20 protein-coding genes are annotated in these 25,823 nt (G+C 73.7%); 15 read left to right on the top strand and 5 right to left on the bottom strand.

Translation table 11 applies throughout. The features are described 5' to 3' along the window. The first annotated feature begins 66 nt into the window (after positions 1-66). From ACZ5OX_RS11770 to ACZ5OX_RS11745, 6 genes are all read left to right on the top strand, one after another. Positions 67-480: an HIT family protein gene (locus tag ACZ5OX_RS11770; protein ID WP_392918971.1), complete on the top strand. Its 414-nt coding sequence runs from the start codon at positions 67-69 to the stop codon at positions 478-480. A gap of 186 nt (positions 481-666) precedes the next feature. Continuing rightward, on the top strand, positions 667-1,731 hold the full coding sequence (locus ACZ5OX_RS11765) for a serine hydrolase domain-containing protein (RefSeq protein WP_465629749.1): 1,065 nt from the start codon (positions 667-669) through the stop codon (positions 1,729-1,731). A gap of 410 nt (positions 1,732-2,141) precedes the next feature. Next, positions 2,142-2,969 (top strand): hypothetical protein, encoded by an 828-nt coding sequence (locus ACZ5OX_RS11760; protein WP_465629748.1) that lies wholly within the window; start codon positions 2,142-2,144, stop codon positions 2,967-2,969. 180 nt (positions 2,970-3,149) lie between these two features. Beyond that, positions 3,150-4,346 carry an alpha/beta hydrolase family protein gene (locus ACZ5OX_RS11755; protein ID WP_465629747.1) on the top strand — a complete coding sequence of 399 codons (1,197 nt, stop codon included), beginning with the start codon at positions 3,150-3,152 and terminating at the stop codon, positions 4,344-4,346. A 211-nt stretch (positions 4,347-4,557) separates the two neighbouring features. After that, entirely contained in the window at positions 4,558-5,046 is a 489-nt protein-coding gene (locus ACZ5OX_RS11750) for an Imm21 family immunity protein (protein WP_465629746.1), read from the top strand. A gap of 81 nt (positions 5,047-5,127) precedes the next feature. Continuing rightward, positions 5,128-8,811, top strand: coding sequence for a SpoIIE family protein phosphatase (locus tag ACZ5OX_RS11745; protein WP_465629745.1), 3,684 nt, complete (start codon positions 5,128-5,130; stop codon positions 8,809-8,811). Between the two features lie 112 nt (positions 8,812-8,923). Here ACZ5OX_RS11745 and ACZ5OX_RS11740 read toward each other — a convergent pair whose 3' ends face one another. Further along, entirely contained in the window at positions 8,924-10,012 is a 1,089-nt protein-coding gene (locus ACZ5OX_RS11740) for an S-adenosylmethionine:tRNA ribosyltransferase-isomerase (protein WP_465629744.1), read from the bottom strand. Further along, a complete protein-coding gene (locus ACZ5OX_RS11735) occupies positions 10,009-10,815 on the bottom strand; it encodes an SDR family NAD(P)-dependent oxidoreductase (RefSeq protein ID WP_465629743.1) in 807 nt (268 codons plus the stop codon). Before ACZ5OX_RS11735 ends, ACZ5OX_RS11740 begins: the two co-directional genes overlap by 4 nt. A 496-nt stretch (positions 10,816-11,311) precedes the next feature. On the opposite strand from ACZ5OX_RS11735, the gene ACZ5OX_RS11730 reads away from it, so the two are divergent. The 4 genes from ACZ5OX_RS11730 to ACZ5OX_RS11715 all read left to right on the top strand — a co-directional run bounded on the left by ACZ5OX_RS11730 (position 11,312) and on the right by ACZ5OX_RS11715 (position 17,161). Next, the gene (locus tag ACZ5OX_RS11730; RefSeq protein ID WP_465629742.1) at positions 11,312-12,517 is read left to right on the top strand and encodes a cytochrome P450; all 1,206 of its coding nucleotides are present in this window, start codon (positions 11,312-11,314) and stop codon (positions 12,515-12,517) included. A 346-nt stretch (positions 12,518-12,863) separates the two neighbouring features. Continuing rightward, positions 12,864-13,919 (top strand): type III polyketide synthase, encoded by a 1,056-nt coding sequence (locus ACZ5OX_RS11725; protein WP_465629741.1) that lies wholly within the window; start codon positions 12,864-12,866, stop codon positions 13,917-13,919. Positions 13,920-14,311: 392 nt separating this feature from the next. Next, positions 14,312-15,172 carry a DUF1259 domain-containing protein gene (locus tag ACZ5OX_RS11720; RefSeq protein ID WP_465629740.1) on the top strand — a complete coding sequence of 287 codons (861 nt, stop codon included), beginning with the start codon at positions 14,312-14,314 and terminating at the stop codon, positions 15,170-15,172. A gap of 339 nt (positions 15,173-15,511) precedes the next feature. Beyond that, entirely contained in the window at positions 15,512-17,161 is a 1,650-nt protein-coding gene (locus ACZ5OX_RS11715) for a multicopper oxidase family protein (protein WP_465629739.1), read from the top strand. Positions 17,162-17,351: 190 nt separating this feature from the next. On the opposite strand, the gene ACZ5OX_RS11710 is transcribed toward ACZ5OX_RS11715, so the two are convergent. Beyond that, positions 17,352-18,302: a pseudouridine synthase gene (locus tag ACZ5OX_RS11710; protein WP_465629738.1), complete on the bottom strand. Its 951-nt coding sequence runs from the start codon at positions 18,300-18,302 to the stop codon at positions 17,352-17,354. A 114-nt stretch (positions 18,303-18,416) separates the two neighbouring features. On the opposite strand from ACZ5OX_RS11710, the gene ACZ5OX_RS11705 reads away from it, so the two are divergent. Both ACZ5OX_RS11705 and ACZ5OX_RS11700 read left to right on the top strand, forming a co-directional pair. Beyond that, the gene (locus tag ACZ5OX_RS11705) at positions 18,417-19,508 is read left to right on the top strand and encodes a PP2C family protein-serine/threonine phosphatase (RefSeq protein WP_465629737.1); all 1,092 of its coding nucleotides are present in this window, start codon (positions 18,417-18,419) and stop codon (positions 19,506-19,508) included. Between the two features lie 121 nt (positions 19,509-19,629). Next, positions 19,630-20,019 carry a DUF3224 domain-containing protein gene (locus ACZ5OX_RS11700; protein WP_449792782.1) on the top strand — a complete coding sequence of 130 codons (390 nt, stop codon included), beginning with the start codon at positions 19,630-19,632 and terminating at the stop codon, positions 20,017-20,019. Positions 20,020-20,056: 37 nt separating this feature from the next. On the opposite strand, the gene ACZ5OX_RS11695 is transcribed toward ACZ5OX_RS11700, so the two are convergent. Beyond that, positions 20,057-20,896 carry a poly-gamma-glutamate hydrolase family protein gene (locus tag ACZ5OX_RS11695; RefSeq protein ID WP_465630126.1) on the bottom strand — a complete coding sequence of 280 codons (840 nt, stop codon included), beginning with the start codon at positions 20,894-20,896 and terminating at the stop codon, positions 20,057-20,059. A 189-nt stretch (positions 20,897-21,085) separates the two neighbouring features. On the opposite strand from ACZ5OX_RS11695, the gene ACZ5OX_RS11690 reads away from it, so the two are divergent. Then, positions 21,086-22,012 carry a DUF5995 family protein gene (locus ACZ5OX_RS11690; RefSeq protein ID WP_465629736.1) on the top strand — a complete coding sequence of 309 codons (927 nt, stop codon included), beginning with the start codon at positions 21,086-21,088 and terminating at the stop codon, positions 22,010-22,012. Here ACZ5OX_RS11690 and ACZ5OX_RS11685 read toward each other — a convergent pair. Then, positions 21,973-23,412, bottom strand: a complete 1,440-nt coding sequence (locus ACZ5OX_RS11685; RefSeq protein WP_465629735.1) for a GuaB1 family IMP dehydrogenase-related protein — start codon at positions 23,410-23,412, stop codon at positions 21,973-21,975. The genes ACZ5OX_RS11690 and ACZ5OX_RS11685 overlap by 40 nt on opposite strands. 363 nt (positions 23,413-23,775) lie before the next feature. On the opposite strand from ACZ5OX_RS11685, the gene ACZ5OX_RS11680 reads away from it, so the two are divergent. Further along, entirely contained in the window at positions 23,776-25,263 is a 1,488-nt protein-coding gene (locus ACZ5OX_RS11680) for an SDR family NAD(P)-dependent oxidoreductase (RefSeq protein WP_465630125.1), read from the top strand. A 21-nt stretch (positions 25,264-25,284) separates the two neighbouring features. After that, the gene (locus tag ACZ5OX_RS11675; RefSeq protein ID WP_465629734.1) at positions 25,285-25,773 is read left to right on the top strand and encodes a nucleotide triphosphate diphosphatase NUDT15; all 489 of its coding nucleotides are present in this window, start codon (positions 25,285-25,287) and stop codon (positions 25,771-25,773) included. The last annotated feature ends 50 nt before the right edge of the window (positions 25,774-25,823 follow it).

Raw genomic sequence — 25,823 nt, 5'->3', positions numbered from 1 at the left:
GGTGAAGCGGGCTCCACGGGGGTTTGCGGGGGTGCCGGGGCTGCCGCCAGTGGTTTGAATGGACGGATGGACTGCGTCTTCTGTGCGGTCGTGGCGGGCGAGGAGCCGGCGCACCGGGTGCTGGACGACGAGGCGGCGGTGGCCTTCCTGGACCGTCGGCCGCTCTTCCCCGGGCACGTCCTGGTCGTCCCGCGCACCCACCACCCGACGCTGGCCGACCTGCCGACCGCCGAGGTCGGGCCGTTCTTCCTGCGGGTGCAGCGGGTGGCGGCGGCCGTCGAGCGCGGCCTGGGGGCCGCGGGCACCTTCGTGGCGGCGAACAACCGGATCAGCCAGTCCGTGCCGCACCTGCACGTCCACGTGGTGCCGCGCAATCCGAAGGACGGACTGCGCGGGTTCTTCTGGCCGCGGCGGCGGTACCCGGACGAGGCGGGGGCGGCGGAGGTCGCGGCCCGGCTGCGGGCGGCGCTGGAGGACTGAGCGAGGACCGAGGGGGTGCGGGAGGGGGTACCGGAGGAGGACCGACAGGGGGACCGGAGGGGGACGGGCGAGGCGCCGAGGGTGTACGGGCCCCGGCGGGGCGTACGTCCGCGGGAGCATCGGCGGGGGTGGATATCGTTTTCCGGGCGGACGATCCGGCCGGTCGGGGCGCCTAGGCTCGCGACCATGAACGAACTCGCCTGCCTCGTGCAGCAGACGGCCGACCGGCTCGCGAACCGACACGTCGGGGCGGTGGTAGCCGGGCTGGCCGGCGGCGAGGTGGAGATCCGTGGCGCCGGGCGGACGGGGCCGGGCGGCGGGGTGCCCGGGCCGCACACGCTGTTCGACACAGGCTCCGTCACCAAGGTGTTCACCTCTCTGGTGCTCGCGCGGCTGGCCCTCGACGGTGCGGTCCGGCTGGACGAGCCGCTCGCCGAGGTGCTCACCGGGGCCTCGGACGGGCGGGCCGTCGTCCCGGCCAAGGGCCCGCAGCCGATCACCCTGCGGCACCTCGCCACCCACACCTCGGGGCTCCCCCGGCTGCCCCGGGGCATGGTGAGGCAGTCGCTGCTGTCCCCCAACAAGGCGGATCCGTACGCCGACTGCACCGTCGAGCGGGTGCTCGACGGGCTCGCCCGGACACGGCTGCGGGCAGCACCCGGGCGGAGCTTCCGCTACTCCAACCTCGGCGCGGGCCTGCTCGGCCTGGCCCTCGCGCAGCGCTCCGGCCTCGGGTACGAGGAATTGGTGACGCGCGAGGTCTGCGCACCGCTGGGCTTGGTGGACACCTGTGTGCGGCCGGACGGGGAGCGGTCCGCGCGGCTGGCGCACGGGCACACCCCGGGCGGCCGGCCGGTGCCGCACTGGAGCTTCGCAGCCCTGCCCGGCATGGGCGGGCTCCGGTCGACCGCCGCCGACCTGGTGGTGTTCCTGCGCGCCCAACTGGCCGCCGAACGCTCGCCGGACGCGCCGTTGTCGCCGGCGATCGCGCTCACCCGGGAGACCCGCCACCGGGTCAACCCGTTCGCCTGGACGCACCTGGGGTGGCTCGGGCACCGGCTGCACACCCAGCAGGGCGGGCACCTCCAGGTCTGGCACAACGGGGGCACGGGCGGGTTCCGTTCGTTCGTGGCCTTCGACCCGGAGAAGCAGGTGGGCGTGGTGGTGCTGGTCAACACCCGCCGGTCGGCCGATCCGGTGGGCACGGCGCTGCTGCGCAGGCTGCAGAACGGGTTCGCGCCGGCGGGGTGAGGGCGCGGGGGTCCGCCCTTCCGTCGGATGTGCCGATCGGCACTGTCGGCGGGCCCGGCGAGGAGTCGATCCTGAGCATCCGATGGTTGCGGCTCCCCCGAGGGGCCCGTGGAGCGGAAGGAGCTCGGTGTGACGGTTGTACTGCCGGCGGTTGTGCTGTCGACGGTTGTGCTGCGGCCCGGGTGGGGGTTGGTGCCCTGGCAGGCGTTGGCGCCCGGCCAGGGAGGCGCCGGTCCCGTTCGTCACCACCCCAGTGACGGGAGCTCTCGGCCGGGGCGCGATGATGGCGGGGGCGATTCGGGCCAAAAGGTGCTGATTGGCACTGCCGCCAGGGGCGGCGGGCGGTCGATGCTGGGGATCCGTCAGCCGCGGTTCCGACAGGGGAATCCACCGAGCGAAAGGGGGCCGACATGGCGGTGACGTGGTCGCCGACGCGGGTGTGGTCGGCCGGTGCCACCGACGCGGCCGAGACGGTCGGCTCGGCCGGTTCGGCCGGTTCGGCCGGGCCTGCCGGTTCCGCCGGTCGGCTCGGCCCGGTGGTGCGGGTGTACCGGCGCTTCCGGCCGCTGTCCCGGTCGGCGCGGGTGTGGTTGCACTCCTGCGGGGTGGCCCTCTCCCTGGCGATCTGCCTGACACTCGGCGACTGGTGGCCCGCGCCCCTGCTGGCCGCCGTCGCGGTGGTGGCGGTGACGGGGTACGAACGGCTGCGGCCGTCGTGCGGGCTGCGGTCCGTACGGGTCCACGAAGGCGGGCTGGTGCTGGTCTCGGCCGGTGGCGGCGAGGAGTCGCTGCCCTGGTCCGCGGTGGAGGCCACGGAGTACTCCCCCGGAGGGCCGCGCGGGGTGCACGAGTACGGGCGAATATGGCCGGCGGGCGCGGACGAGCCGCTGGTGCTGGCGCACCTGCGCGGGCTGGGCGGGCTGTTCCGGGAGCTGGAGGAGCGCCTCTCCCCCGGGTTCCGGGCCGCGCTGCACGAGACGCTGCGCACCGAGGGGAGCGTCCGCTTCGGACGGGGGCGGCTGACGGTGACGGCCCACGGGCTGGTGTACCGGCCACCGCACCCGCTCGCCGCGACGGAGGCCCACCGGTGGACGGAGGTGCGCTCGGCCCGGATGTCCGGACTCGGCGAGTTGGAGATCCGGACGCACTCGGCCGGCCTGCCGCTCACCTTCCCGGTGCCCAACGCCCGTGCGGCCGCGGACTTCCTGGAGGACCTCCGGACGGCTTCCCCCGGCTGACCCACCGTCGGACGACCGCCCTCGGACGACCGCCGTTGGACGACCGCCCTCTCGGATGCCCCGCCTGAGCCGCCGCTCCCCAAGGCCACCCCTAAGGGGCGCCATGGCCCCATCCCGGAAGGGATCAGTACACCGCTGAGTGGAGGTCAACTCCCTTTCCCACCGCCTACCGTCACTGACATGAGCCGACTTCGTACGACCGCCGCCGCGGCGGCCCTGCTGTTCGCGCTGCCACTGTCCGTCGCCGCTGCCGCGCCCGCCCTGGCCGCGCCGCCCGCCGCCACCGCCACCGCCACCGCTTCGGCCGCACCGACCGGCCAGGTCGCCACCCGGATCGAACTCCCCCGCCCGACGGGGCCGTTCGCGGTCGGGCAGGAGGTCCTGCACCTGGTGGACCGGACCCGTCCGGACCCGTGGGTGCCCTCCGCCGGTCCGCGCCAGCTCATGGTCTCGATGTACTACCCCGCGCACGCCGGGACGGGCACCCCCGCCCCGTACATGACACCCGCCGCCGCCCGGGCGCTGCTCGACGGGAAGCTGCCGGGCAACACCATCCCGACCGAGGCCGTGTCCGGCACCCGGACGTGGGCCGAGACCGGGGCGCGCCCACAGGGCGGCCACTACCCGCTGGTGGTCCTGTCGCCCGGCTTCACCATGCCCCGGGCCTCGCTCAGCAGCCTCGCCGAGGACCTGACCAGCCGCGGCTACGTCGTCGCACTGGTCGACCACACCTACGAGAACACCGGAACCACCTTCCCCGACGGGCGGACGCTCCCCTGCGACCTGTGCGGGAAACTGAGGACCCAGGAGGCCTGGGCGGGCCTGGACGCGAGCCGGGCCAAGGACGTCTCCTTCGTCATCGACCAGCTGACCGACCGCCCGCACCCGGCCTGGCGCTACGCCCGCCTGATCGACCGCGACCGGATCGCCATGGCCGGGCACTCCGCCGGCGGCGCCGCCACCGTCCCGGCCCTGCTCAGCGACGACCGCATCCGGGCCGGGGTGGACCTGGACGGCAGCATGGACTACCTGGTGCCCGAGTCCGGCATCGGCGGCAAGCCGTACCTGATGGTCGGCCACCCGATCCCCGACGGCGCCGAGGACGACAGCTGGATCAAGAGCTGGCCCCGGTTGGACGGCTGGAAGCGCTGGCTGACCATCGACGGCACCGACCACGGCAGCTTCACCGACTTCCCGATCTTCTTCGACGGGCTCGGCATCCCCAAGGGCCCGGACACCACCATCGCCGGTCAGCGCGCCGTCGCCCTGACCCGGCAGTACGTCGGGGCGTTCCTCGACCTCCAACTGAAGGGCGTCCCGCAGCCGCTGCTCGACGGCCCGAGCACCGCCAACCCGGAGGTGCGCTTCACCCGGTGACGGACACCCCCTGGTCGGGGTCGTCGGCCCGAGCGCCGGCGGCCCCCGCCGACGCTCGGGCCCCGGAGTCGGGCCGCTCCGTGGTCTGCGGTACCCACCCGCTCCCCTGCCCCGTAGGGCCCCGCCGTCGGTGCTGCCACCGGCCCTGCCCTGCCCGGCCCGGGCAGGCCAGGCCAGGCCCGTGGTGGCGGTGACGTGCGAGGATGCCCGCGTGATCACGGTGGAGCAGGGCTGGCTGGACGGGACCGACTCGGGGTTCTTCGTGCTGTGTCCCGAGGGTGCGGTCGAGGGCTGGACGGGCTGCGAGGAGGCGGTGGTGGACGCGGCCGCGGAGTACGCGGTCGGCCATCCGGTGCCCGGGCACGGGGACGTGCTGGTGCTGGGCGGGGAGCCGTTGCCGGTCGGGTGGCTGGCGGAGGAGCGGGTGTTCGTGCGGCCGCTGTTCGCCGAGTGCTCGGACGCCGTCCGGCCGCTGGTGCGTGAGGCGCTGCGCTCCGGGATCTGGGAGGACGGGCCGGTCCTCGAGCTGGCCGCCGGGCGGTACCTGCTCGTGGACGTGTTCCAGGACGGTACGGACGCCCTGGAGAGCGGCGAGTACCTGATCGTCGAGGTGCCGCCCGGGCGCTACCTGGTCCAGTCGCTGCGGGCCGAACCCGAGCGGTGGCAGGAGTTCCTCCTGGAGCGGCTGCTGCCACGGTGAGCGGTCGCCCGGGGCCGCGTGCGAAGATGGCAGGGCTGGTGGGAACGATCTCCGGACGGTTTCTGGGACGGTTCTCTGGCCATGGTGGACGACTACGCGCAGCGCGCGGGGCAGCCGCAGCAGGACGCCCTGCTGATGGTGCCGATCGCCACGGCGCTGATCGACGCCGACGGGCGGATCCTGCACTGGAGCAGTGACGCGGAGGCGCTGCTCGGACACCCCGCGCAGGAGGCGGTGGGTGCCCGGGCGGCGACGCTGCTGGCTGCCGAGGAGCAGCGGTCGGAGGTGCTCGGGCTGTTCCAGGAGATCCTGGCGGGCCGGTCGTGGTCCGGGGTGTTCCCGGTGCGGCACCGGGACGGGCACCTGGTGAACCTGGAGTTCCGCACCCATCCGATCCGCGGCCCGGGCGGCGCCCCTATGGTGCTGGCGATCGCCTCCGAGGTGACCACGCTGCACCGGCTCCAGGCCGACCTGGCCCTGCTGGACGGGTTCTTCACCCAGTCCCCGGTCGGCATGGCGGTGTTCGACACCGATCTGCGGTTCGTCCGGCTGAACGAAGCGCTGGCGGAGGCGAACGGCCTGGGCACGAAGGAACCGCTGGGCCGGCGGCTCACCGAGGTGTTGCCGAGGATCAACGGCCCCGAGTCCGAGGCGGTGATGCGCCGGGTGCTGGAGAGCGGCGAGCCGGTGGTCGACGACCTCGCGCACGGCCGCACCCCGGGTGACCCGAACCACGACCACGCCTGGTCGGCCTCCTACTTCCGGTTGAAGGACCGTGGCGGCCGGGTGCTCGGGGTGTGCGCCACGGTCATCGACATCACCGAGCGGTTCCACGCCGATGCCAGGGCGGCCCGCGCCCAGGAGCGGCTGTCGCTGCTGGTCGACGCGACCGCCTCGATCGGCACCACGCTGGACCTGCGGCAGACCGCCCGGGAGCTGGTCGACGCGATGGTGCCGAGGGTCGCCGACATCAGCGCGGTGTTCGGGCTGGAGGAGCTGGTGGCCGGCCTGAGCGTCGAGCCGCCCGCGCCGGACGCCCCGGTGCGGGTGCGCCGTCTGGCGATCGCCTCCGCCGACGCGCTCTACCCGGCCGGGGCGCTGCCGTTGGACGCCGTGTACGAGCTGCTGCCGGACTCCCCGTACGCCCGGGCGCTGACCGGCGGGCGCACGGTGGTGGTGCCGTCCTGGGAGCTGCCGATGCTGGGCGAGCGCATCGACGAGAGCCACCGCCAGGCCTACCTCGGCGACCGCCCGCGCTCGGTGCGGATCACCCCGCTGGTGGCACGCGGGACGACGCTCGGCATGGTGGTGTACTCGCGGCGCGGCGCGCGGGAGTCCTTCGCGGCGGCGGACATCACGCTCGGCGACGAGCTGTCCTCGCGCGCGGCCGTCGCGCTCGACAACGCCCGGCTGTACCTGCGCCAGCACCAGACCGTGCTGGCCCGGCAGCAGGCGCTGCGCGAGGCCAAGGCCGCGCAGGAGCGTCTGGCGCTGGTCAACGAGGCCTCCGCCCGGATCGGCACCACGCTCGATCTCGCCCAGACCGCCGAGGAGTTGGCCGAGGTGGCGACGCCGACGCTGGCGGACACGGTGGTGGTGGAGGTGCTGGAGGATCTGGTCCGCGGCGAGCGCGAGGCGACCGCCCCGGCGGACGGTTCGGCGCTGCTGCGGCGGATGGCCTTCCACTCGGTGCCCGGCTCGACCATGGCGCCGATCAATCGCACCGGCAATCTGCACCGCTTCCTGCCCGGTTCGCCGTACGCGTGGAGCCTGGCCCACCGCAGGCCGGTACTGGTGCCGCGGATGGACGAGGAGGGGATGGCCTGGTTCGCCGAGGACCCGGTGCGCACCGCGGCCGTACGGGAGCAGAACGTGCTGTCGTTCATGGTGGTCCCGCTGATCGCGCGCGGCGCCGCGGTCGGCGTGGCGGGCTTCTACCGCACCCTGGTCGAGCGCCCGTACGAGGAGGACGACGTGGCGCTGGCCGGGGAGTTGGCGGTGCGGGCGGCCGTGTCGATCGACAACGCGCTGCTGTTCACCCGCGAGCGGGACGCGGCCGCCGCCCGGCAGCGGGCGCTGGACGAGGCCTGGGCCGCCCAGCAGCGGCTGTCGCTGCTGAACGAGGCCAGCAACCGGATCGGCACGACGCTCGATCTGCACCGCACCGCCCGGGAGTTGGTGGAGGTGGTGCTCCCGCGCTTCGCCGACTTCGCGACCGTGGACCTGCGCGAGGCGTTGCTCAGCGGCGAGGAGCCCGGGGCGGTCCCGGCGGCGGGCCCGGTGCTGATGCGGACGGTGGCGGTCGATGGCACCGGCCAGGACGGCAACCTGCAGGGGGCGGCCGACCTGGTGGGCGAGACCTCGGAGTCGGCCGACCTGTACGCGCAGAGCCTGCGCACCCGGCGTTCGATCCTGGTCGCCGAGGTGACCGAGGAGGAGCTGCGCCGGATCGTCGCCTCGCCGGACCGGGTGCAGCCGAGCCTGGACGCCGGGGTGCACTCGTACCTGATGGTGCCGCTGGTGGCACGCGGACACGTGCTGGGCGGCGCGGAGTTCGTCCGCACCCGCAACCCGGCGCCGTTCGGGCCGGCGGACCGCTCGCTGGCCGAGGAACTGGCCGCCCGCACCGCGCTGGCGATCGACAACGCCCGGCTCTACCGCCGCGAGCGGGACACCGCGCTGACCCTCCAGCGCAGCCTGCTGCCGCAGGAGGTGCACCGCACCCTCGGCCTGGAGATCGCCTACCGCTACCTGCCCAGCAGCGTGGTCAGCGAGGTCGGCGGCGACTGGTTCGACGTGGTGCCGCTGTCCTCCGGGCGGGTCGCACTGATCGTCGGCGACGTGATGGGCCACGGCATCCGGGCTGCCGCAACCATGGGTCAACTCCGAACCGCCGCAAGGACGTTGATCACCCTCGACCTGGAGCCAGCCCGGGTGCTGTACCGGCTGGACGAGGCGACCGCGACGGTCGGCGAGGGACAGTTCGCCACCTGCGTCTGCGTGGTGTACGACCCGGTGGACCGCCGCTGCACCGCGGCAAGCGCCGGGCACCTGCCGCCCGTGGTCGCCGACACCGAGGGGCGGGCGCGCCTGGTCGAACTGCCGTCCGGCACCCCCCTGGGGGTGGGCGGAGTCGCCTTCGAGAGCGCCGAGTTCACCCTCCCCGAGGAGGGCATCCTGACCCTCTACACGGACGGGCTGGTCGAACGCCGCGGCCAGGACCTGGACGAAGGGCTGGCGTTGCTCTGCCGGACCGTCGCCGACCGGCGCGGCTCACTGGAGCAGACCTGCGACGCCGTCCTGACCCGGCTCACCGAGACCACCGGCGAGGACGACATCGCCGTCATCATGGCGCAGGTCCGCCCGCGCGGCGCGGACCGGATCGCCACCCTGCCGCTCACCGGCGACCACGCGATGGTCGCCCACTCGCGCCGCTTCACCCGCGAGACGCTGGCCGCCTGGGGGCTCGAAGCACTCACCGACTGGGCCGAGTTGCTCACCAGCGAACTGATCACCAACGCCCTGGTGCACGCCGGATCACCCACCCAGCTGCGGCTGTACTGCAACCGGGTGCTCACCGTCGAGGTCGCCGACCAGGAGCCCGAGGTGCCGCGGATCCGCCGCGCCCGCAGCGAGGACGAGGGCGGGCGGGGCATCCACCTGGTCAACGAGCTCGCGCACCGCTGGGGCAGCCGCCGGACCCAGGACGGCAAGGTGGTCTGGTTCGAGCTGGAGCTGCCCCCGGGGGTCACACCGCCTTCGTGAACGGCTTCCCGCGTGAACGGCCGCCCGCGTGAACGGCCTCCTGAACGACGGAGGGACGTCGGGCCGCCGCGACGGCCGCCGGCCCGTTCCCGCCCGTGGTGAGCGGCCCGGATCAGTCCGGCAGCAGCAGGTTGACGTCACCGAACTCGTGCCACAGGTAGCGGTGTCGGACCGCCTCGCGGTAGCAGGAGGCCAGCAGCGGGCGGCCCGCGACGGCGGCGAGCATCAGCAGGTGGGAGGCCCGGGGCTCGTGCCAACCGGTGAGCAGGCCGTCCACGGCGCGCACGCCGCGCTCCGGTGTGATGACCAACTCCGTCCAACCGCGGGCCTCCTGGACGGTTCCGTCCGGGGCGACGGCGGACTCCAGGGCGCGGACCACGGTGGTGCCGACGGCGATCACCCGGCCGCCCCCGGCCCGGACGTGGCCGACCAGGCGGGCGGTGGCGGCCGGGACGTGGAACCGTTCGGCGTACGGTGCCTCGTGGGCCTCGGGCGAGGACACCCCGGTGTGCAGGGTGACCGGCGCGAGGAGCACGCCCCGACCGGCCAGCCGGGCCACCACCTCGGAGCTGAACGGGCGGGCGGCACTGGGCATTTCACTGCTGCCGGGAACGGTGGCGAAGACCGTTCGGTAGGCCTCGATCGGCCAGTCACGGTCCACGTAGCCGTACCGGATCGCCCGGCCGTGCAGCTCAAGGTACGGCAACAGCTGGACGGGCAGAGCAAGTTCGGCACGCCAGAGGCGGGCGGTGAAGGGCCGGGTCAGCACCGCCGCGCCGCCCGAGGGCAGCGAGACCGGCAGACCCGGGCGGGCCGGCGACTCCTCCGGCGGGTAGTGGGCCGCCGCCTCCCCCGGCACCACCCGACGCAACTCGACCAGGTGGGCTCCTGATTCGTCCGGCTGGGCGGAGGAGAGGTGCAGCACGACCGGGGTGCCGTCGGGCAGCCGGCCGGGCAGCGCGGCGGGTACGGTGGCCGAGTTGTTGACCACCAGCAGGTCCCCCGGTCGCAGCACCTCGGGCAGGTCGGTGAAGCGGCGGTGCTCGACTCCGCCCGAGGCGCGCCGGCCGACCAGCATCCGGACGCCGTCCCTGGCCGTGCCGCGCGCCTCGGCCGGTGCGCGGGCGGAGAGTTCGGGCGGGACGACGAGGTCGGAGCCGAGGGGGAGGTCGGCGGGGTCGAGGTCGGTGGGTGCCGTCATCGCCCGCCCCGGTCCTCGGCGGGGACGGCCGGGTCTGCGGCGGGGCCGGCGAGGTCCGCGGACGGAGCGGCCAGGTCCGCGGCGCGGTAGCGCCCGGAGGGCCTGCGGTCGCGCAGGAGGCCGAGCAGGACCGGCGCCACCTGCTCGGGCAGCGGCTCGCCGGAGATGTCCTCGCCGGGGCTGGCCTCCTGGAGCATCCGGGTGCGCATGTTCCCCGGGTCCACCGCCCAGACCCGCAACTCCGTCTCCTCCCGGGCGAGTACCCCGCTGGCGAGGTCCAGGGCGGCCTTGCTGGCGCCGTAGCCGCCCCAGCCGCGGTAGGGCACCACGGCGGCGTCGGAGCTGATGTTGAGCACGGCGCCGGCGTGGGCGCGCAGCTGGGGTAGGACGAGCTGGGTGAGGGCGATCGGGGCGAGCACGTTGACCTCGAAGGTCTCCAACAGGTCCGGCAGCGGGAAGTCGGCCAGCCGGGGCAGCGGCTCCCTGCCGGGGCCGGGGGCGCCGTTGAGCGTTCCGGCATTGTTGACCAGCAGGCTCACGCCGCCGAGCCGCTCGGCGGCCTCGGTCAGGTGGGCGCGGTGGTCGTCGTCGACGACGGAGCCGGACAGGGCGACGACCTTGGTGACGACGGCCAGTTCGGCCTCGGCGGCGGCGAGTCCGGCCGCGTCCCGGGCGGTGATCACCAGCTGCCAGCCGTCGGCGGCGAGGGCGCGTGCGAGGGCCAGACCGAGGCCGCGAGAGGCTCCGGTGACCAGGGCGACGGGGGCGGCGTGCGGTGCGGCGGTGCGCTGTGCTGCGTTCATGCCCCCACGATCGCGCCGCGGGCTCGGGCGGCGGATCGGCCACCGGGCCGGGGACCCCGTCGTCCGTTGGGCCTAGTACTGCGACGGTGTCCCACGTGACGGGGTTCGGTTCCAGGACTGTGGCCTCGGCGTTTGCGCGGGTGGTGCGGGCCTGGTGTCGGCGTCGGCGGCGCCGCCGAGACCGGTGCAGGACGTGGTCGATGCCGCGGCGGGCCGGCGCCCGGCGGCCAGGGCGACATCGTGCGTGGAGGGCAGGGCCGCCCGGGCCGGGTCGGCCGGACGGGGACGCCGTGCCCGGCGGCCGTGATCGCCGGATCGTCCGCTGTCGGATCGCCGTCCGCGGGGTACCGGCGCTCCTGCCGCTGATCAGCCCGGATGAATTACCGGCGGTCCCGCGCGTCCACCGGTGTGTACGGCCGACCGAGCGGGTACCGGTGCTCCGCCCGTTCCATCCACCTTCCCATCCGGCCTGCACGGCCCAGACCTGGAGGTCCGCATGTCCACCGACTCCAGCCCACGGAACTGCCCGTTCGACTTCGCCGAGGCCCTCGAGTTCGACCCGACGCTCCGGCAGCTCATGAACGAGGCACCGGTCAGCCGCATCCGCCTCCCCTACGGCGAGGGGGCGGCCTGGCTCGTCACGGGGTACGACGACGTGCGTACGGTGACCACCGACCGGCGTTTCAGCCGGCACGCCGTCGTCGGCCGGGACTTTCCGCGCATGACTCCCGAGCCGATCGTCCAGGCCGAGGCGATCAACGTCATGGACCCGCCTGCCAGCGCCCGCCTGCGCAGCCTGGTGTCCAAGGGCTTCACACCCGACCACATCGAGCGGATGAGGGACCGTACCCAGCACGTGGTCGACGAGCTGCTGGACCGCATGCGGGACCAGGGCTCCCCGGCCGACCTCATGGAGCACCTGGCCCACCCGCTCCCGCTGATCACGATCTGCGAGGTCCTGGAGATCCCCGAGGCCGACAGCGCACAACTGCGCGCCAACGCCCGGACGATGATGAACGTGGGCCTGGCCAACAAGCCGGACGCGGTGCGGGCCAAAGCCGACCTGCGGGCGTACTTCGCCGAGCTGACGGCCGAACGGCGCAGGAACCCCGGTGACGACCTGATCAGCGCCCTGGCCACGGCCCGCGACGGCGACGAGGTCCTCGACGAGAAGGAACTCACCGTGATGGCCATGGTCCTGCTGATCACCGGCCAGGACACCACGACGTACGAGCTCGGCAACCTCTCGTACACCATCCTCACCCGGCCCGACGTGCGCGCCGTCCTGCGCGAGCGGCCCGAGATGCTCACCCAGGTGATCCACGAGATGCTGCGCTTCATCCCCTTCCGCAAGGGCGTCGGCATCCCCCGGGTGGCCCTTGAGGACGTGGAGCTGAGCGGGGTGACGATCCCGGCGGGGGACATCGTGCACGTCTCCTACCTGACCGCCAACCGGGACGGCCGCAAATTCGACCGGCCTGACGAGCTGGACCTGGAGCGGACCAGCCCCTCCCACATGACCTTCGGCTGGGGCGCGCACCACTGCCTCGGCCAACCGCTGGCCATCACCGAACTCGAAGTCGCCCTCGGGACCCTGCTGGACCGCTTCCCCAGGATCGCCCTGGCGAAGCCGGCCGCGGAGCTGGCGTGGAACACCACGTCGATCTGGCGCTATCCGCTGGCGCTGCCCGTCACCTGGTGACGGTGCCCCCACGCTCCGGCGCCGGCCTGCCGCGACCCCGCTTCCGGCATCGCCGCGCACGTCGGCCCGCGCACCTCGGAGGTGCGCGGGCCGACGTGCGCGGCGAACCCACCTTCCGTACATTGGGGTGATGTGGCTCGAACCAGCTCGCGGCCGACACGACCGCCCGCACGGCGAGCATCCGATCCTCGCCCTGCCGGCTCGTCCGCCGTGCTGTTGGGCCCCCCGGTGAATCCCGCCGCCGCGCCGTCTCGACGCGTCCGGCTCGCAGCGGCTGCCGTCGAGTGATGAACTCCCCGCCCGGCCGAGGGCTCACCGGGAACTCCGCCCGTCAGGAGGCAGTCCCATGGCCGTTCTGTGTAAACCGGCGATAGCTGTGCCAGAGCACGTCATCACCAACGAGGAAACCCTCGAACTGGCACGCCGACTCCACCACGACCATCCCCAGCTCGATCTGGCGTTGCGCCTCATCAAGAACACCAGAGTGCGGAAGCGGCATCTGATCCAACCCATCGACGTGGTGCTGAAGCACCCGGGGCTGGACGAGCGGAGCGCCGTCTTCGAGGCCGAGTCCAGGGCCCGCGTCCCGACGGTCGTGGTCAGGGCCCTCGAACATGCCCAAGTGGAGCCGTCACAGATCGACCTGATCATCTATGTGTCGTGCACCGGTTTCATGATGCCGTCGCTCACGGCGTGGCTGATCAACAAGCTGGGCTTCCGGCCGGAGACCCGGCAGCTGCCGATCGCACAACTGGGCTGTGCGGCCGGCGGTGCGGCGGTGAACCGGGCCCATGACTTCTGTTCGGCCTACCCGGGCGCCAACGTGCTGATCGTGGCCTGCGAGTTCTGCTCGCTGTGCTACCAGCCCACCGACCTGGGCGTGGGATCGCTGCTGTCCAACGGCCTGTTCGGCGACGGGGTCGCCGCCGCCGTGGTCCGGGGCGAGGGCGGGACCGGGATCCGGCTGGAGCGTAACGGCTCCTACCTCATCCCGCACACCGAGGAGTGGATCTCCTACGCGGTCCGCTCCACCGGGTTCCACTTCCAGCTGGACAGACGGGTGCCGGGGACGATGGAGCCCCTCAGCCCGGCCCTGCGTGCGGTGGCGGAGCAGCACCAGTGGGACGTGGGCAGGCTGGACTTCTACATCGTCCACGCCGGCGGCCCACGGATCCTGGACGACCTGAGCCACTTCCTGGAGGTGCCGTCCGAGGCGTTCCGCTTCAGCCGGGCCACCCTCACCGAGTACGGCAACATCGCCAGTGCGGTCGTGCTCGACGCCCTGGCCCGGATGTTCGACGAGAGGTCGGCTCTCGACGGCCACCACGGGCTGCTGGCCGGGTTCGGCCCGGGTATCACCGCCGAGATGTCCCTGGGCACCTGGGCATCGTCCGATTCCTGACGCGCGAAGGAGAGCGCTCCACCTTCCGGGGCCGGGCCGGTCGCCCAGGGTGCCGGGTGGCGCTGTCGGGTGGCTACCGTCCCGTGCCCCCGCTCCTCCATCCGGCCGCCCGTCCGGCCGCCGGCGTACCCCGACCGGTCGATCCGGACGGGGTCCGGTGCCGGCGCACCGCCATGGCAACAACGCGGGGACCGACTCCTGTGTTTGCCTTCGGCTCTGGAGGTGTGCCTGTGAAGATCGGAGACGGAACGCCCGGGAAAAGTATTCCCGCCACTGTCCCACGACGGCCGCTGCTGGCGGCGGCCGGGCTGGCGTCGGTGCTGGTCGGCCTGGGAGGTGACACCGCCGTACAGTCGGCTATGGCCCGTGCTCCCGGCGGTGGTCAACCGGCCGTGCCGGTGCCCACCCCGGTGCCCACCACCGAGGCGGACTGGGTCGACGTCGTGCGGGCTCTCGGCCGGCCGGGCAGGCTCATCCGCGGGACCTACCACCACACGCCCTTCCCCCGGCACGACCTGCACGTGGTCAGCCGCGGCGTCGTCGTCAGCACCGGGCTCGCACTGGGCTCGCACGTCTCCTTCGCCCGGTACGACGACGGCGGCACGCTGCTGATGGGCGATCTGGTGGTCACCGCAGATGAACTGCCGGCCCTGACCGACGCCCTCCATGCCCACGGGATCGCCCAGACCGCCATCCACAAACACCTGCCGGCCCAGACTCCTGACGTCTGGTGGACCCATGTCTGCGCACACGGCCATGATGCCGCGGCACTGGCCCGCGGGCTGCGGACCGCGCTCGACTCCACCGGCACTCCACCGCCCCACCCGCCCCGGCCCCACCCGCACCGCCCCCTCGATCTGGACACCGCCGGCATCGATGCCGCGCTGGGCGCCAAGGGCACGAGCAGCGAGGACGTCTACGCCTGCATCTTCGTCCGCCGCGAGACCATCATGGAGGAGGGGCACGTCCTGCCGACCGGCCTGGGCGCGACCTCGGCCTTCAACTTCCAGCCGCTCGGCGGGGGACGGGCCGCGCTCAGCGGCGATCTCTCCATGGTCGCCGCCGAGGTCCAGCAGGCGCACGCGGCGCTGCGGAGGGGCGGTATCGACCTGGTCGAACTCCACAACCACGGTCTGACGGACGAACCGCGCCTCTTCTTCACCCACATCTGGGCCGAGGGCGATGCCGTGGCCCTGGCCAGAGCGGTCCGCCCCGCGGTCGCCGCCACCAATGCCGTGCCGGCCACCGCCTGACCGACCGGCGCCGGTGGCACGCCTCGGCCATGCCCGACGAGCGCGGCCGGCTGCCGGGAGCGCACCCGGGGCTCCCCCCGCCCCCGCCAAGTGGCCGCCGGCCGTCCCGAGGGGGGCGCCCTGGTTCCCGGCAGGTTCGGTCGCGATGCGGAGCGCACGAAGCTCACTGATACTGAGCCCGAGGGGCGGTGACGGAGCGCAGCGCTGTTGCCACGATCCGCGCCCGGCCGTGCACCGTCGTGGGCGCAGCAGCCGCTGGGCGGGGCGGACGGACGCCACGACCGGCGACCACCTGCTGGCGGCGTACCGACCGCCGAGTCCTGGACGGAGAAACCGAGGATGCTGAACCGACGAGACCTCCTCAGGGCCGCCGCCGTAGGCGGCCCTGTGGCTGCCCTCTTCCCCTGGGGCCTCACACCGAGCCCGGCCCATGCCGCGCCGGCCGCACTGCCGGCCGGTCCGGCCAGGTCGGGGCCCAGGGGGCGGGCCGCCCGGATCGTCCCCTTCGAGCACGCCATGCGGGTGCCCCCGGTGCTGAGTCCGGTGTCGCGGACGGACTCCTCGGACCTGTACCGGCTGCGGATGGCCGAGACGGAGGTGGAGATCGTCAAGGGGCTGCTGACCACCGTCCGGACCTTCGGCGGCTGCTTCCCCGGGCCGACCATCCGGGCGGTCAAGGGCCGGGAGGTGGTGGTCCAGCAGACCAACGACCTGAGCGTGCACACCTCCGTCCACCTGCACGGCGGCAATGTGCCGTCGCGGTACGACGGCCTGCCGATGGACCTCGTCGAGCCCGGCGAGACCCGCGAGTACCGCTACCCCAACGAACAGGTGGCCGCCTCGCTCTGGTACCACGACCACGCGCACCAGCTGGAGGCCGAGAACGTCTACCGCGGTCTGGCCGGCGCCTACCTGATCAGCGACCCGCACGAGAGCGGCCTGCCGCTGCCGAGCGGCGAGTTCGACATCCCGCTGCTGATCCGGGACGCCCGGATCGAGACGGACGGCAGGCTGGTCTACACCGACCCGTACGAGTGCCCGCACATGCTGGTCAACGGCAAGGAGCGGCCCTACTTCGAGGTGGCGGCGCGCAAGTACCGCCTGCGGGTCTTCAACGTCTCACCCAACCGCCACATATCGCTGCGCCTCGCCGACGGCGAGCCGTTCACCCAGATCGCCTCCGACGGCGGGCTGCTCGCCGGGCCGGTGCAGTTGGAGGAACTGACCCTGGCCGGCGCCGAACGCGCCGAGATCGTGGTGGACTTCGCCCGCTACCCGGTCGGCGAATCGGTGGTGCTGGAGAACACGGCCGCGCTGGAGAGCGAGCGGTCCGAGGTGCTGCGCTTCGACATCACCCGGGAGGCCGAGGACCGTAGCCGGATCCCGGACGTCCTGGCCACCCTGCCGCCGGTCCCGGAGGCGACGGTGCACCGGGAGTTCTGGCTGACGACCTTCCCGGACACCAGGATCAACGGGCGCAAGTACGACCCGGACCGGACCGACGTGCGGACCACCCTCGGCTCCAGCGAGATCTGGACGATCCACAATCACCTCACCCGCCGGCCGGCCGGGGTCTTCCACGCCCCCCACTCCTTCCACACCCATCTGGTGCGGTTCCGGGTGCTGGACCGCGACGGGGAGCCGGTCGGCCCGGCCGAGGCCGGGTTGAAGGACACTGTCCCGATCCATCCGGGCGAGACCGTCCGGATCGCCATGACCTGGGGCGACTACCCGGGCCAGTACGTCTATCACTGCCACCACCTGGTGCACTCCTCGCACGGCCAGATGGGCCGGATCGACGTGCTGGCCTCAGCGCCGGAAGGCTCCGACCAAGAGTCGGACGAGACCGACTCGTCCTCGTCCTCGGATGCCTCCGGGTTCGGAGCCGGCCGGTCCGGATCGTCGGCGTCCGGAACGGGTCGGCGGCGGCAGCGGCAGCGGCAGCACGGTCGACACCGCCACGGGCACCGCGTCGGTGTCCGGGCCTGACCCTGTCGGCATCCCGGCGTTCGACTTCCTGTGATCACGGTCGTGAGCCGGTCTCGCGGGCACCCGGGGCCCGCGAGACTCCCGAGGAGTGCGGAGCGGTGGGCAGTGCCGCGTTCACGGCCCCGCGATCGCGCCACGGGGCCGGACGGCGGACCGGCCACCGGGCCCAGGGGCCCGTCGTTCGCCGAACCTAGGACGCGCCGAGAGCCCAGCTCTCCGGGTCGGTCCAGGCGGACAGGGTGCGGCGGCTCTCGAAGCGGCACTCGCGGCCGGTCAGCGGGTCGGTGAACTCGACAGCGGAGGCGAGGAGCTGGAGCGGGCGGCGGAAGTCGTCCGGAGCCGGTTCGGGCAGCACCACCGGGTACACCGGGTCGCCGAGGATCGGCACGCCGAGCCCGCACATGTGCAGGCGCAGCTGGTGGGTGCGTCCGGTGAGCGGGCGGAGCCGGTAGCAGGCGAGGCCGTCGCGGTGGTCGAGCAGATCGATCCGGCTCTCGCTGTTCGGCGGGGCGTCGACCTCGCGGGCCGCGATCACGCCCCGTTCCTTGACGATGTGGCTGCGGACGGTGCGCGGCAGGTTCAGCGCCGGGTCGTAGGGGGCGACGGCCCGGTACTCCTTGCGGACCAGCCGGTCGCGGAAGAGGGTCTGGTAGGCGCCGCGGTCCTCCGGCCTGACCACGAACATGGCCAGGCCGGCGGTGAGCCGGTCGAGCCGGTGGGCGGGGCTCAGCGCGGGCAGGTCGAGGGCGTGCCGCAGCCGGGAGAGGGCCGTCTCGACGACGTGCCTGCCGCGCGGGGTGGTGGCCAGGAAGTGCGGCTTGTCGACGACGACCAGGTGATCGTCCCGGTGCAGCACCTCCAGGTCGAACGGGACGCGGACCTCGTCCGGCAGGTCCCGGTAGAACCACAGGTGCGCGCCGGGCCGGAACGGCGCGTCGGGCGCGACCGGCCCGTCCTCGCCGACGATCTCCCGCCCGTGCAACGCCGCGTCGATCCGCTCGGCCGCCACGGCCGGCAGCCGCTCGACCAGGTGGGCGCGAACGGTCGGCCAGGGACCCTCGGCCGGCAGCCGCAGGTGCACCGGGTCCACGCCGTTGCGCTGTGGGAGGGGGGAGGCAGGGCGGCGGCTCTTTCGTCTCATCTCGCGGCCCAGCCTAGTCGGGTGCGCCCGGCCGTCCTCGTCCGAGGTGCCGCCCGCGGGGGCGCGGAGCAGAGTGGACGGTAGGCCCGCTCAGCCGCTCGCTCTGGAGGACGCGTGACCGCCGACGGCTCGGCCGGTATGCCGCCGCTGCACGTGCCGCGACGCACCCGGCTGCTGCTGTACGTCTCCTTCGCGCTGCTGGTCGGCGCCGTCGTGGCCGATCTGGTGACCGGCCCCGGCACGACGCTCTCCCCCGTCCTCGCGGTGGCGCCGGTGCTGGCCGGAGCGGTCACCCGCACGGCCCGGGTGCCGCTGATCGCCGGGGCGATCGCCGTCCTCGCGGTCGGGCTGCTGGAGTCCACCAACACCGATCTGCCGACCGAGGTGCACGTCACCGCGCTGATCACGGTGCTCGCCGCGACGCTGGCCAGTGCCGCCAGCGTCGTCCTGGTGGCGGCCCGCGAGCGGGAGCTGCTCCAGGTCCGGACGGTGGCCGAGGCGGCGCAGCGGGCCCTGATGCGCCCGCCACCGGAGCGGGTCGGGCCGCTGCGCCTGGCCGTGCGGTACGTGGCGGCGGCCGCCGAGGCCCGGATCGGCGGGGACCTGTACGCCGTGGAGGAGACCCGCTTCGGGGTGCGCATCCTGCTCGGGGACGTCCAGGGGCACGGCCTCCCGGCGGTGGAGACGGCGGCGGACGTCCTCGGGGTGTTCCGGGAGGCCGCGCGGACCGAGTCCGACCCCGGGCGGCTCGCCGAGCGGCTGGACGCGGCGCTGGCCGCCCGGCCGTCGGACGAGGGCCGGTTCGCCACCGCGCTGCTGCTCGACGTGGCGCCGGACCGGGGGCCGGTGCGGCTGGTGAACTGCGGCCACCCGCCCCCGCTGCTGCGCCGGGCGGGCCGGGTGAGCGAGCTGGAGCCGCCGTTCCCGGCGCCTCCGCTGGGGCTGCTCGGGCTCACCGGCGACGCGTACCCGGACCGTCGGTTCGACCCGGAGCCGGGCGACCTGCTGCTCCTGCACACCGACGGGGTCTCGGAGGCCCGGGACGCCGGGGGCCGGTTCTACCCGATCGCGGAACGGCTGCCCGGCCTGCACGGCGGCACCCCGGCGGACCTGCTGGACGCCGTGCTGGCGGACGTCGGCGGCTGGGTCGGGGACGCCGGGCTGGCCGACGACGCGGCGGTGCTGGCGATCCGCTGGGAGCCGTGACGGTGACGGGCGGCCGACTGTCAGTGGTGTGTGCAAGGCTTCGCGCACGGTCGGGTGGTGCCCGGCCGCCACGGTCGGCGCGCCCGTCGGCCGTGGAGACGTCCGACGAAGGGAGCGTGCCATGGGTGCCACGGCGAGCGGGTCGTTCGAGCTGACGGCGTTCGAGCCGGTGGAGACGGAGGAGCGGGAGGGCGCGTCCTTCGGGCGGGTCGTCGTCGCCAAGACCTTCACCGGCGGGCTGAGCGGGGCGAGCGAGGTGCGGATGCTTTCGGTCACGGGCCCCACCGGCAGCCCGGCCTCGTACGTCGCGGTGGAGCACGTGACGGGTGAACTGGGCGGGCGCAAGGGCTCGTTCGTGCTCCAGCACGCGGCCTGGGACACGACCGGCACGACGATACGCGTGGTGCCGGGCACGGGCACGGGCGAGCTGGCCGGGATCACCGGGGAGTTCCTGCTCACCGTCGACGAGTCCGGCACCCACACCTACGTCCTGGAGTACGAGCTGGGCTGACGCCGGCTGCGGCGCGCGCAGCCGGCTGCCCGAGCCGTCAGAGGACGGGCTGGCCCGCCTCCAGCCGCTGGATCGCGGTCCGGACCGCGTTCGTGAAGCTCCAGAACAGCGGCAGGGTGTTGGTCGCCCGCTCGGCGCGGGTGTTCTTGCCCGGCGCGAACATCGCGACCCGCAGGTCGGTGGTCATCTCCAGCTGGGCGCCCATCCCGAGCAGGCTGCGGTTGCAGATGTTGTCCGGGGAAATGCCCGCGATCTCCTCCTCGCCGGAGGCGGTCACGGCCCGGATGCCCGCCGCCGCGAACTCCTCCATCAGGTACTGCCGGAGGGTGGAGTTCAGGCCGCCGACGAGCACGGCCTGGGCGCCGGCCTCCAGGCCGGCCTGGGCGGCGGTGCAGCCGTGCAGCGACACCACGTTGCGGCTGCCGGCGCACATCGCGCGGGCCACCGCGTCGTCGCAGTGGGTCGAGGTGACGTGCAGTTCGCTGTTGTTGGAGGAGCGCAGGCCCTCGAACATCCAGAAGTCGTGCACCGGCCCGGCGGCCGGGGTCGGGGTGAGGTCGGCCGGGTGGTAGCCGGAGATGGCCAGGCACAGTTCGGAGGTGCCGACCTCGATGCCGCCGCCGTGCGGGGCGATGGCGGTGGTCCGGACGAACGGCGTACGGCTCTGCAGGCTCTGGTCGTCGATCAGGTGCCTGCGGTAGCGGCGGCCGTAGTCCACGCCCTCGACCACGGTCGAGCTGGCGTAGAGGGCCGTGTTGGAGGGGTAGAGGTCGGCGGCGGCGCTCGCGGGGGTGCTTCCCACGGCGGCGCCGAGGGTGCTGAGGGCCGGGGCCGCGGCGAGCGCGGCGATCAGGGTTCGACGATTGATCACGGTCAGGGATCATGACAGGAGGTGGGCGATAGGCAAAGACCCCGTAACGCCGTCACCAAGTCGACGCCATGTCACGGCGGGATCGTCCTGACGGTGCGACACCGGCTCGACGGACGCGGGCCGCGTCCACTGGAGCACCCGTCCACGCTGTCACGATGATGCGATCAGTGCACGATCGACATCGGAGGGTGGCGCATGCCCGGCACGGCGGTGGATCGTACGACGGCGGTGAACGCGGAGGCGGAGACGGTCGAGCAGGTGGTCGGCCGGCTGCGGGAGATCGGGGCGGCGCTGCCCCCGGCCGACGGGGTGGCGGTCTTCGACCGGCTCTACCTCACCGTGACGGAGGCGGTCCTCGAACGGCTGGGCGCCGGGTACTTCGCCGACCCGCCGGCGGTGGCCGAGCTGGACGTGCTGTTCGCCGGGCGGTACCTGCGGGCCGTGGCCGCCGACGCGGCCGGGCAGGAGCCACCCGCCTGCTGGCGGCCGCTGTTCGCGCTGCGCGCCCACCCGGGCGTGCACCCGCTGCAGTTCGCGCTGGCCGGAATGACCGCCCACATCCAGCACGACCTGCCGCTGGCCGTCGTGGACACCTGCCGCCGCCGGGGCTGCGGGCCGGCCGACGTCGAGGAGGACTACCGCCGGATCAACCGGGTGCTGGCCGAGGTGGAGACGGCCGCCCGGGAGCAGCTGATGCCCGGGCCCGACCTGCTGGAGCTCGCCGAGCCGCTCACCCACCTGCTCGGCGCCTGGTCGGTCGAGGCCGCCCGCGAGAGCGCCTGGGGCACCGTCGAAGCCCTGTGGGGCCTGCGGCACCTGCCGGGCGCCGCCCGGGCCTTCGCCACCGCGCTGGACGGTTCGGTCGGACTGCTCGGCCGCGCCCTGCTGCTCCCGCTCGGGTCCCTGTTCCCACCCGAGCCGGGCACCGGGCACGCCGGGAACGCCGGGAACGCCGGGGACACCGGGCCGGAGGACGGCCAGGGCGCCGTCCCGGGCACCGGGCACCCATCCCCCGCACCGGCCGCAACCGCGGCCGCGGCCGTCCGGCTCCCCGAGGCGAGGAACCGGACGGCCCGCGGCGATCAGGCCCAGCTGGAGTGCAGCGGCTTGCCCTCGGCGTAGCCCGCCGCGCTCTGGATGCCCACGATGGCCTTCTCGTGGAACTCCTCCAGGCTGCCGGCGCCCGCGTAGGTGCAGGAGCTGCGGACGCCCGCGATGATCGAGTCGATCAGGTCCTCGACACCCGGCCGGGCCGGGTCGAGGAACATCCGGGAGTGCGAGATGCCCTCCTCGAACAGCGCCTTGCGGGCCCGGTCGTACGAGGATTCCTGGGCGGTGCGGTTGCTCACCGCGCGGGCCGAGGCCATGCCGAAGCTCTCCTTGTACTGGCGGCCGTCGGCGTCGGTCTGGAGGTCACCCGGGGACTCGTAGGTCCCGGCGAACCAGGAGCCGATCATCACGTTGGAGGCGCCGGCGGCCAGCGCCATCGCGACGTCGCGCGGGTGGCGCACGCCGCCGTCGGCCCAGACGTGCTTGCCGAGCCGGCGGGCCTCGGCGGCGCACTCCAGGACGGCGGAGAACTGCGGCCGGCCGACGCCGGTCATCATCCGGGTGGTGCACATGGCGCCGGGGCCGACGCCGACCTTGAGGATGTCGGCACCCGCCTCGACCAGGTCGCGGACGCCGGCGGCGGAGACCACGTTGCCGGCCACGATCGGGATCTGCGGGTCCAGGCCGCGCACCGCGCGCAGCGCGCTGATCATGGACTCCTGGTGGCCGTGCGCGGTGTCGACGACCAGCACGTCGGCACCGGCGTCGATCAGCGCCTTGGCCTTGCCCGCGACGTCGCCGTTGATGCCGACGGTGGCGGCGATCCGCAGCTTGCCGGCCGCGTCCACGGCCGGGGTGTACAGGGTGGCGCGCAGCGCGCCCTTGCGGGTGAGGATGCCGACCAGCCGGCCCTCGCCGTCCACGACGGGGGCGAGCTTGCGGTGCGCCCCGGAGAGCTTGTCGAAGGCGGTCCGCGGGTCGATGCCCTCGTCCAGCACCAGCAGCTCGCGGGACATGATGTCGGCCAGGCTGGTGAAGCGGTCCACGCCCTGGCAGTCGGATTCGGTGACCACGCCGACCGGCCTGCCGTCCTCGACCACCACGAGGGCGCCGTGCGCGCGCTTGGGCAGCAGCGACAGCGCCTCGGCCACGGTGGCGCCGGGGGCGAGCGTGATCGGGGTGTCGAAGACGAGGTGGCGCTGCTTGACCCAGGAGACGACCTCGGCGATGACCTCGGTGGGGATGTCCTGCGGAATGGCGACCAGGCCGCCGCGGCGGGCCACGGTCTCGGCCATCCGGCGGCCGGCGATGGCGGTCATGTTGGCCACGACCAGCGGGATGGTGGTGCCGGTGCCGTCGTTGGAGCAGAGGTCGACGCCCTGCCGGGAGCCCACGGCGGAACGGCTGGGGACCATGAAGACGTCGTCGTACGTGAGGTCGTACGAGGGCTTGAGGTCGTTCAGGAAGCGCATGAAGAAGGGCTCTCTGGCTGGGGGGATACACCTCGGGTGCGGTTGCGGCGGTGCCGCCGGAGCGCACTCGGGCGCCCGGCACCCAGCATTCGATTCTCCGTGAGGGTGGGGGGCAAAAGCCAGTTCGAGGAGCATTGCTGGGGCTGTACACAATCCGTGATCAATGCTCCGCGCGTAGACATGGAGGATCCTCCAAAGACCCCCTCCGACGTCCGGTTTTCGCCCCGGCCCGGAGCGCTCCCGTAGCATTCACGCGGTAACGGGCATGGCTTCACGCGTGTGGGCGTGGCGAACGGGAAAGCGACAGCAGGCGTGGGCATCGGGCAGACCGACATCCGGCAGACGGACATCGAGCAGACGGACATCGAGCAGGACCGGGTCGAGGGCAGCGAGGAGGAGATCGACTACGGCCCCGGCCTCGACCCCGAGCGGCTGAAGCTCTGCCTGGAGGTGCTCGCGGAACTCGACGAACTGCACGTGGACCACCCGGACGCGATCACCGTCCGCCAGGCCGTCGGCGGCATATTCCGCACCCTCAAGCAGCGCCGCCGCCAGGAGACCCGGGCCCGCAAGACCGCCAACGACCGCGCGGTCACCGCCCGCACCGCCACCGGCGCGCCCACCCGGATCGACGACGAGACGGCCGGCGCCTTCGGCCTGACCACCGTCACCACCACCGAGATCGCCGGCATCCTGGAGCGCCCGCGCTCCTGCTACACCTGCAAGCAGCGGTACGTCGAGGTCGACGCCTTCTACCACAACCTCTGCCAGGACTGCGCGGTCAAGAACCGCTCCCGCCGGGACGCCCGCGCCGACCTCACCGGCAAGCGCGCGCTGCTCACCGGCGGCCGCGCCAAGATCGGGATGTACATCGCGCTGATGCTGCTGCGCGACGGCGCCCACACCACCATCACCACCCGCTTCCCCAACGACGCGATCCGCCGCTTCAAGGCGATGCCGGACAGCGCCGAGTGGATCCACCGCCTCAAGATCGTCGGCATCGACCTGCGCGACCCGGCCCAGGTGATGGCGCTGGCCGACGAGGTCGCCGCCGACGGCCCGCTGGACATCCTGATCAACAACGCCGCGCAGACCGTGCGCCGCCCGCCGGAGTCCTACCGCGAGCTGGTCAACGCCGAGTCCGCACCGCTGCCGGCCGGCGAGCTGCCGCAGGCCACCACGATCGGCCGCTTCGGCAGCGGCAGCGTCGACCTGCCCGCCCTCCCCCACCAGGCGAGCGGCGACCCGCAGCGGATGGCCGCCGAGGACGTCACCTCGCTCGCCCTGGTCACCGGCTCCGCCACACCCGCCCGGATCGCGGCCGGCACCGCGATCGACGCCGGCGGCCTGGTCCCCGACCTCGCCGACACCAACAGCTGGGTGCAGACCGTCTCGGAGGTCGGCCCGATGGAGCTGCTGGAGGTCCAGCTCTGCAACTCCACCGCGCCGTTCATCCTGATCAGCCGGCTGCGTCCGGCGATGGCCGCCTCCGGCTCCCGCCGCAAGTACGTCGTCAACGTGTCCGCCATGGAGGGCGTGTTCTCCCGCGGCTACAAGGGCGCCGGCCACCCGCACACCAACATGGCCAAGGCCGCGCTCAACATGCTCACCCGCACCAGCGCGCAGGAGATGTTCCAGACCGACGGCATCCTGATGACCGCCGTCGACACCGGCTGGATCACCGACGAGCGCCCGCACCCGGACAAGATGCGCCTCGCCGACGAGGGCTTCCACGCCCCGCTCGACCTGGTCGACGGCGCGGCCCGGGTGTACGACCCGATCGTGCGCGGCGAGGCGGGCGAGGACCTGTACGGCTGCTTCCTCAAGGACTACGAGCGCGCCAACTGGTAACCGACTGAAGGAGACGGCGAGTTGAGCACAGCACCGACCGTACCCACCGCACCGTCCCCGCCGACCGCGCCGCTGCTCGGCGCCGGGATCGTCGTGCCCACCGGGGACGGCCGGGTGCTGCTCGGCCGCCGGATCACCGCCGGCGAGCCGCCCACCTGGAGCCTGCCCGGCGGCAAGGTCGACCTCGGCGAGTCCTTCGAGCAGACCGCGGCCCGCGAACTCGCCGAGGAGACCGGCATCGTGCTGCCCGCCGCGGCGATGCGGGTGCTCGCCGTCCACCTCGACCACGAGCTCGGCCGGCCCCGGCTGACCGCCGCCGTGCTGGCGCCGCCCAGCCTGGCCGAGGCGCTGGTCACCGAGCCGCACGCCTGCGCAGGCTGGGAGCGCTTCCCGGTGGACGCGCTGCCGGAGCCGATGTTCTACCCGTCCGCGCTGGTCCTCGGCAGCTGGCTGCCCGGGCTGGCCGTGGCGCGGGCGGACGGGACGCACGGCTACCCCGTCGCCCGCTGACGGCGGGCGACGGGGCGGCACAGGGCAGCGGGCAACAAGCAACAGGCAAC

It is taken from the genome of Kitasatospora sp. NPDC032121, from assembly GCF_055580145.1.
This window is presented reverse-complemented; position numbering and strand designations above follow the sequence as displayed.

What these genes read in the sequence shown, in the direction of transcription:
- ACZ5OX_RS11770 (WP_392918971.1), top strand. Translation starts at nt 67, where the DNA reads ATGGACTGCGTCTTCTGTGCGGTCGTGGCGGGCGAGGAGCCGGCGCAC.
- ACZ5OX_RS11765 (WP_465629749.1), top strand. Translation starts at nt 667, where the DNA reads ATGAACGAACTCGCCTGCCTCGTGCAGCAGACGGCCGACCGGCTCGCG.
- ACZ5OX_RS11760 (WP_465629748.1), top strand. Translation starts at nt 2,142, where the DNA reads ATGGCGGTGACGTGGTCGCCGACGCGGGTGTGGTCGGCCGGTGCCACC.
- ACZ5OX_RS11755 (WP_465629747.1), top strand. Translation starts at nt 3,150, where the DNA reads ATGAGCCGACTTCGTACGACCGCCGCCGCGGCGGCCCTGCTGTTCGCG.
- ACZ5OX_RS11745 (WP_465629745.1), top strand. Translation starts at nt 5,128, where the DNA reads ATGGTGGACGACTACGCGCAGCGCGCGGGGCAGCCGCAGCAGGACGCC.
- ACZ5OX_RS11740 (WP_465629744.1), bottom strand. Translation starts at nt 10,012, where the DNA reads ATGACGGCACCCACCGACCTCGACCCCGCCGACCTCCCCCTCGGCTCC.
- ACZ5OX_RS11735 (WP_465629743.1), bottom strand. Translation starts at nt 10,815, where the DNA reads ATGAACGCAGCACAGCGCACCGCCGCACCGCACGCCGCCCCCGTCGCC.
- ACZ5OX_RS11730 (WP_465629742.1), top strand. Translation starts at nt 11,312, where the DNA reads ATGTCCACCGACTCCAGCCCACGGAACTGCCCGTTCGACTTCGCCGAG.
- ACZ5OX_RS11725 (WP_465629741.1), top strand. Translation starts at nt 12,864, where the DNA reads ATGGCCGTTCTGTGTAAACCGGCGATAGCTGTGCCAGAGCACGTCATC.
- ACZ5OX_RS11715 (WP_465629739.1), top strand. Translation starts at nt 15,512, where the DNA reads ATGCTGAACCGACGAGACCTCCTCAGGGCCGCCGCCGTAGGCGGCCCT.
- ACZ5OX_RS11710 (WP_465629738.1), bottom strand. Translation starts at nt 18,302, where the DNA reads ATGAGACGAAAGAGCCGCCGCCCTGCCTCCCCCCTCCCACAGCGCAAC.
- ACZ5OX_RS11700 (WP_449792782.1), top strand. Translation starts at nt 19,630, where the DNA reads ATGGGTGCCACGGCGAGCGGGTCGTTCGAGCTGACGGCGTTCGAGCCG.
- ACZ5OX_RS11690 (WP_465629736.1), top strand. Translation starts at nt 21,086, where the DNA reads ATGCCCGGCACGGCGGTGGATCGTACGACGGCGGTGAACGCGGAGGCG.
- ACZ5OX_RS11685 (WP_465629735.1), bottom strand. Translation starts at nt 23,412, where the DNA reads ATGCGCTTCCTGAACGACCTCAAGCCCTCGTACGACCTCACGTACGAC.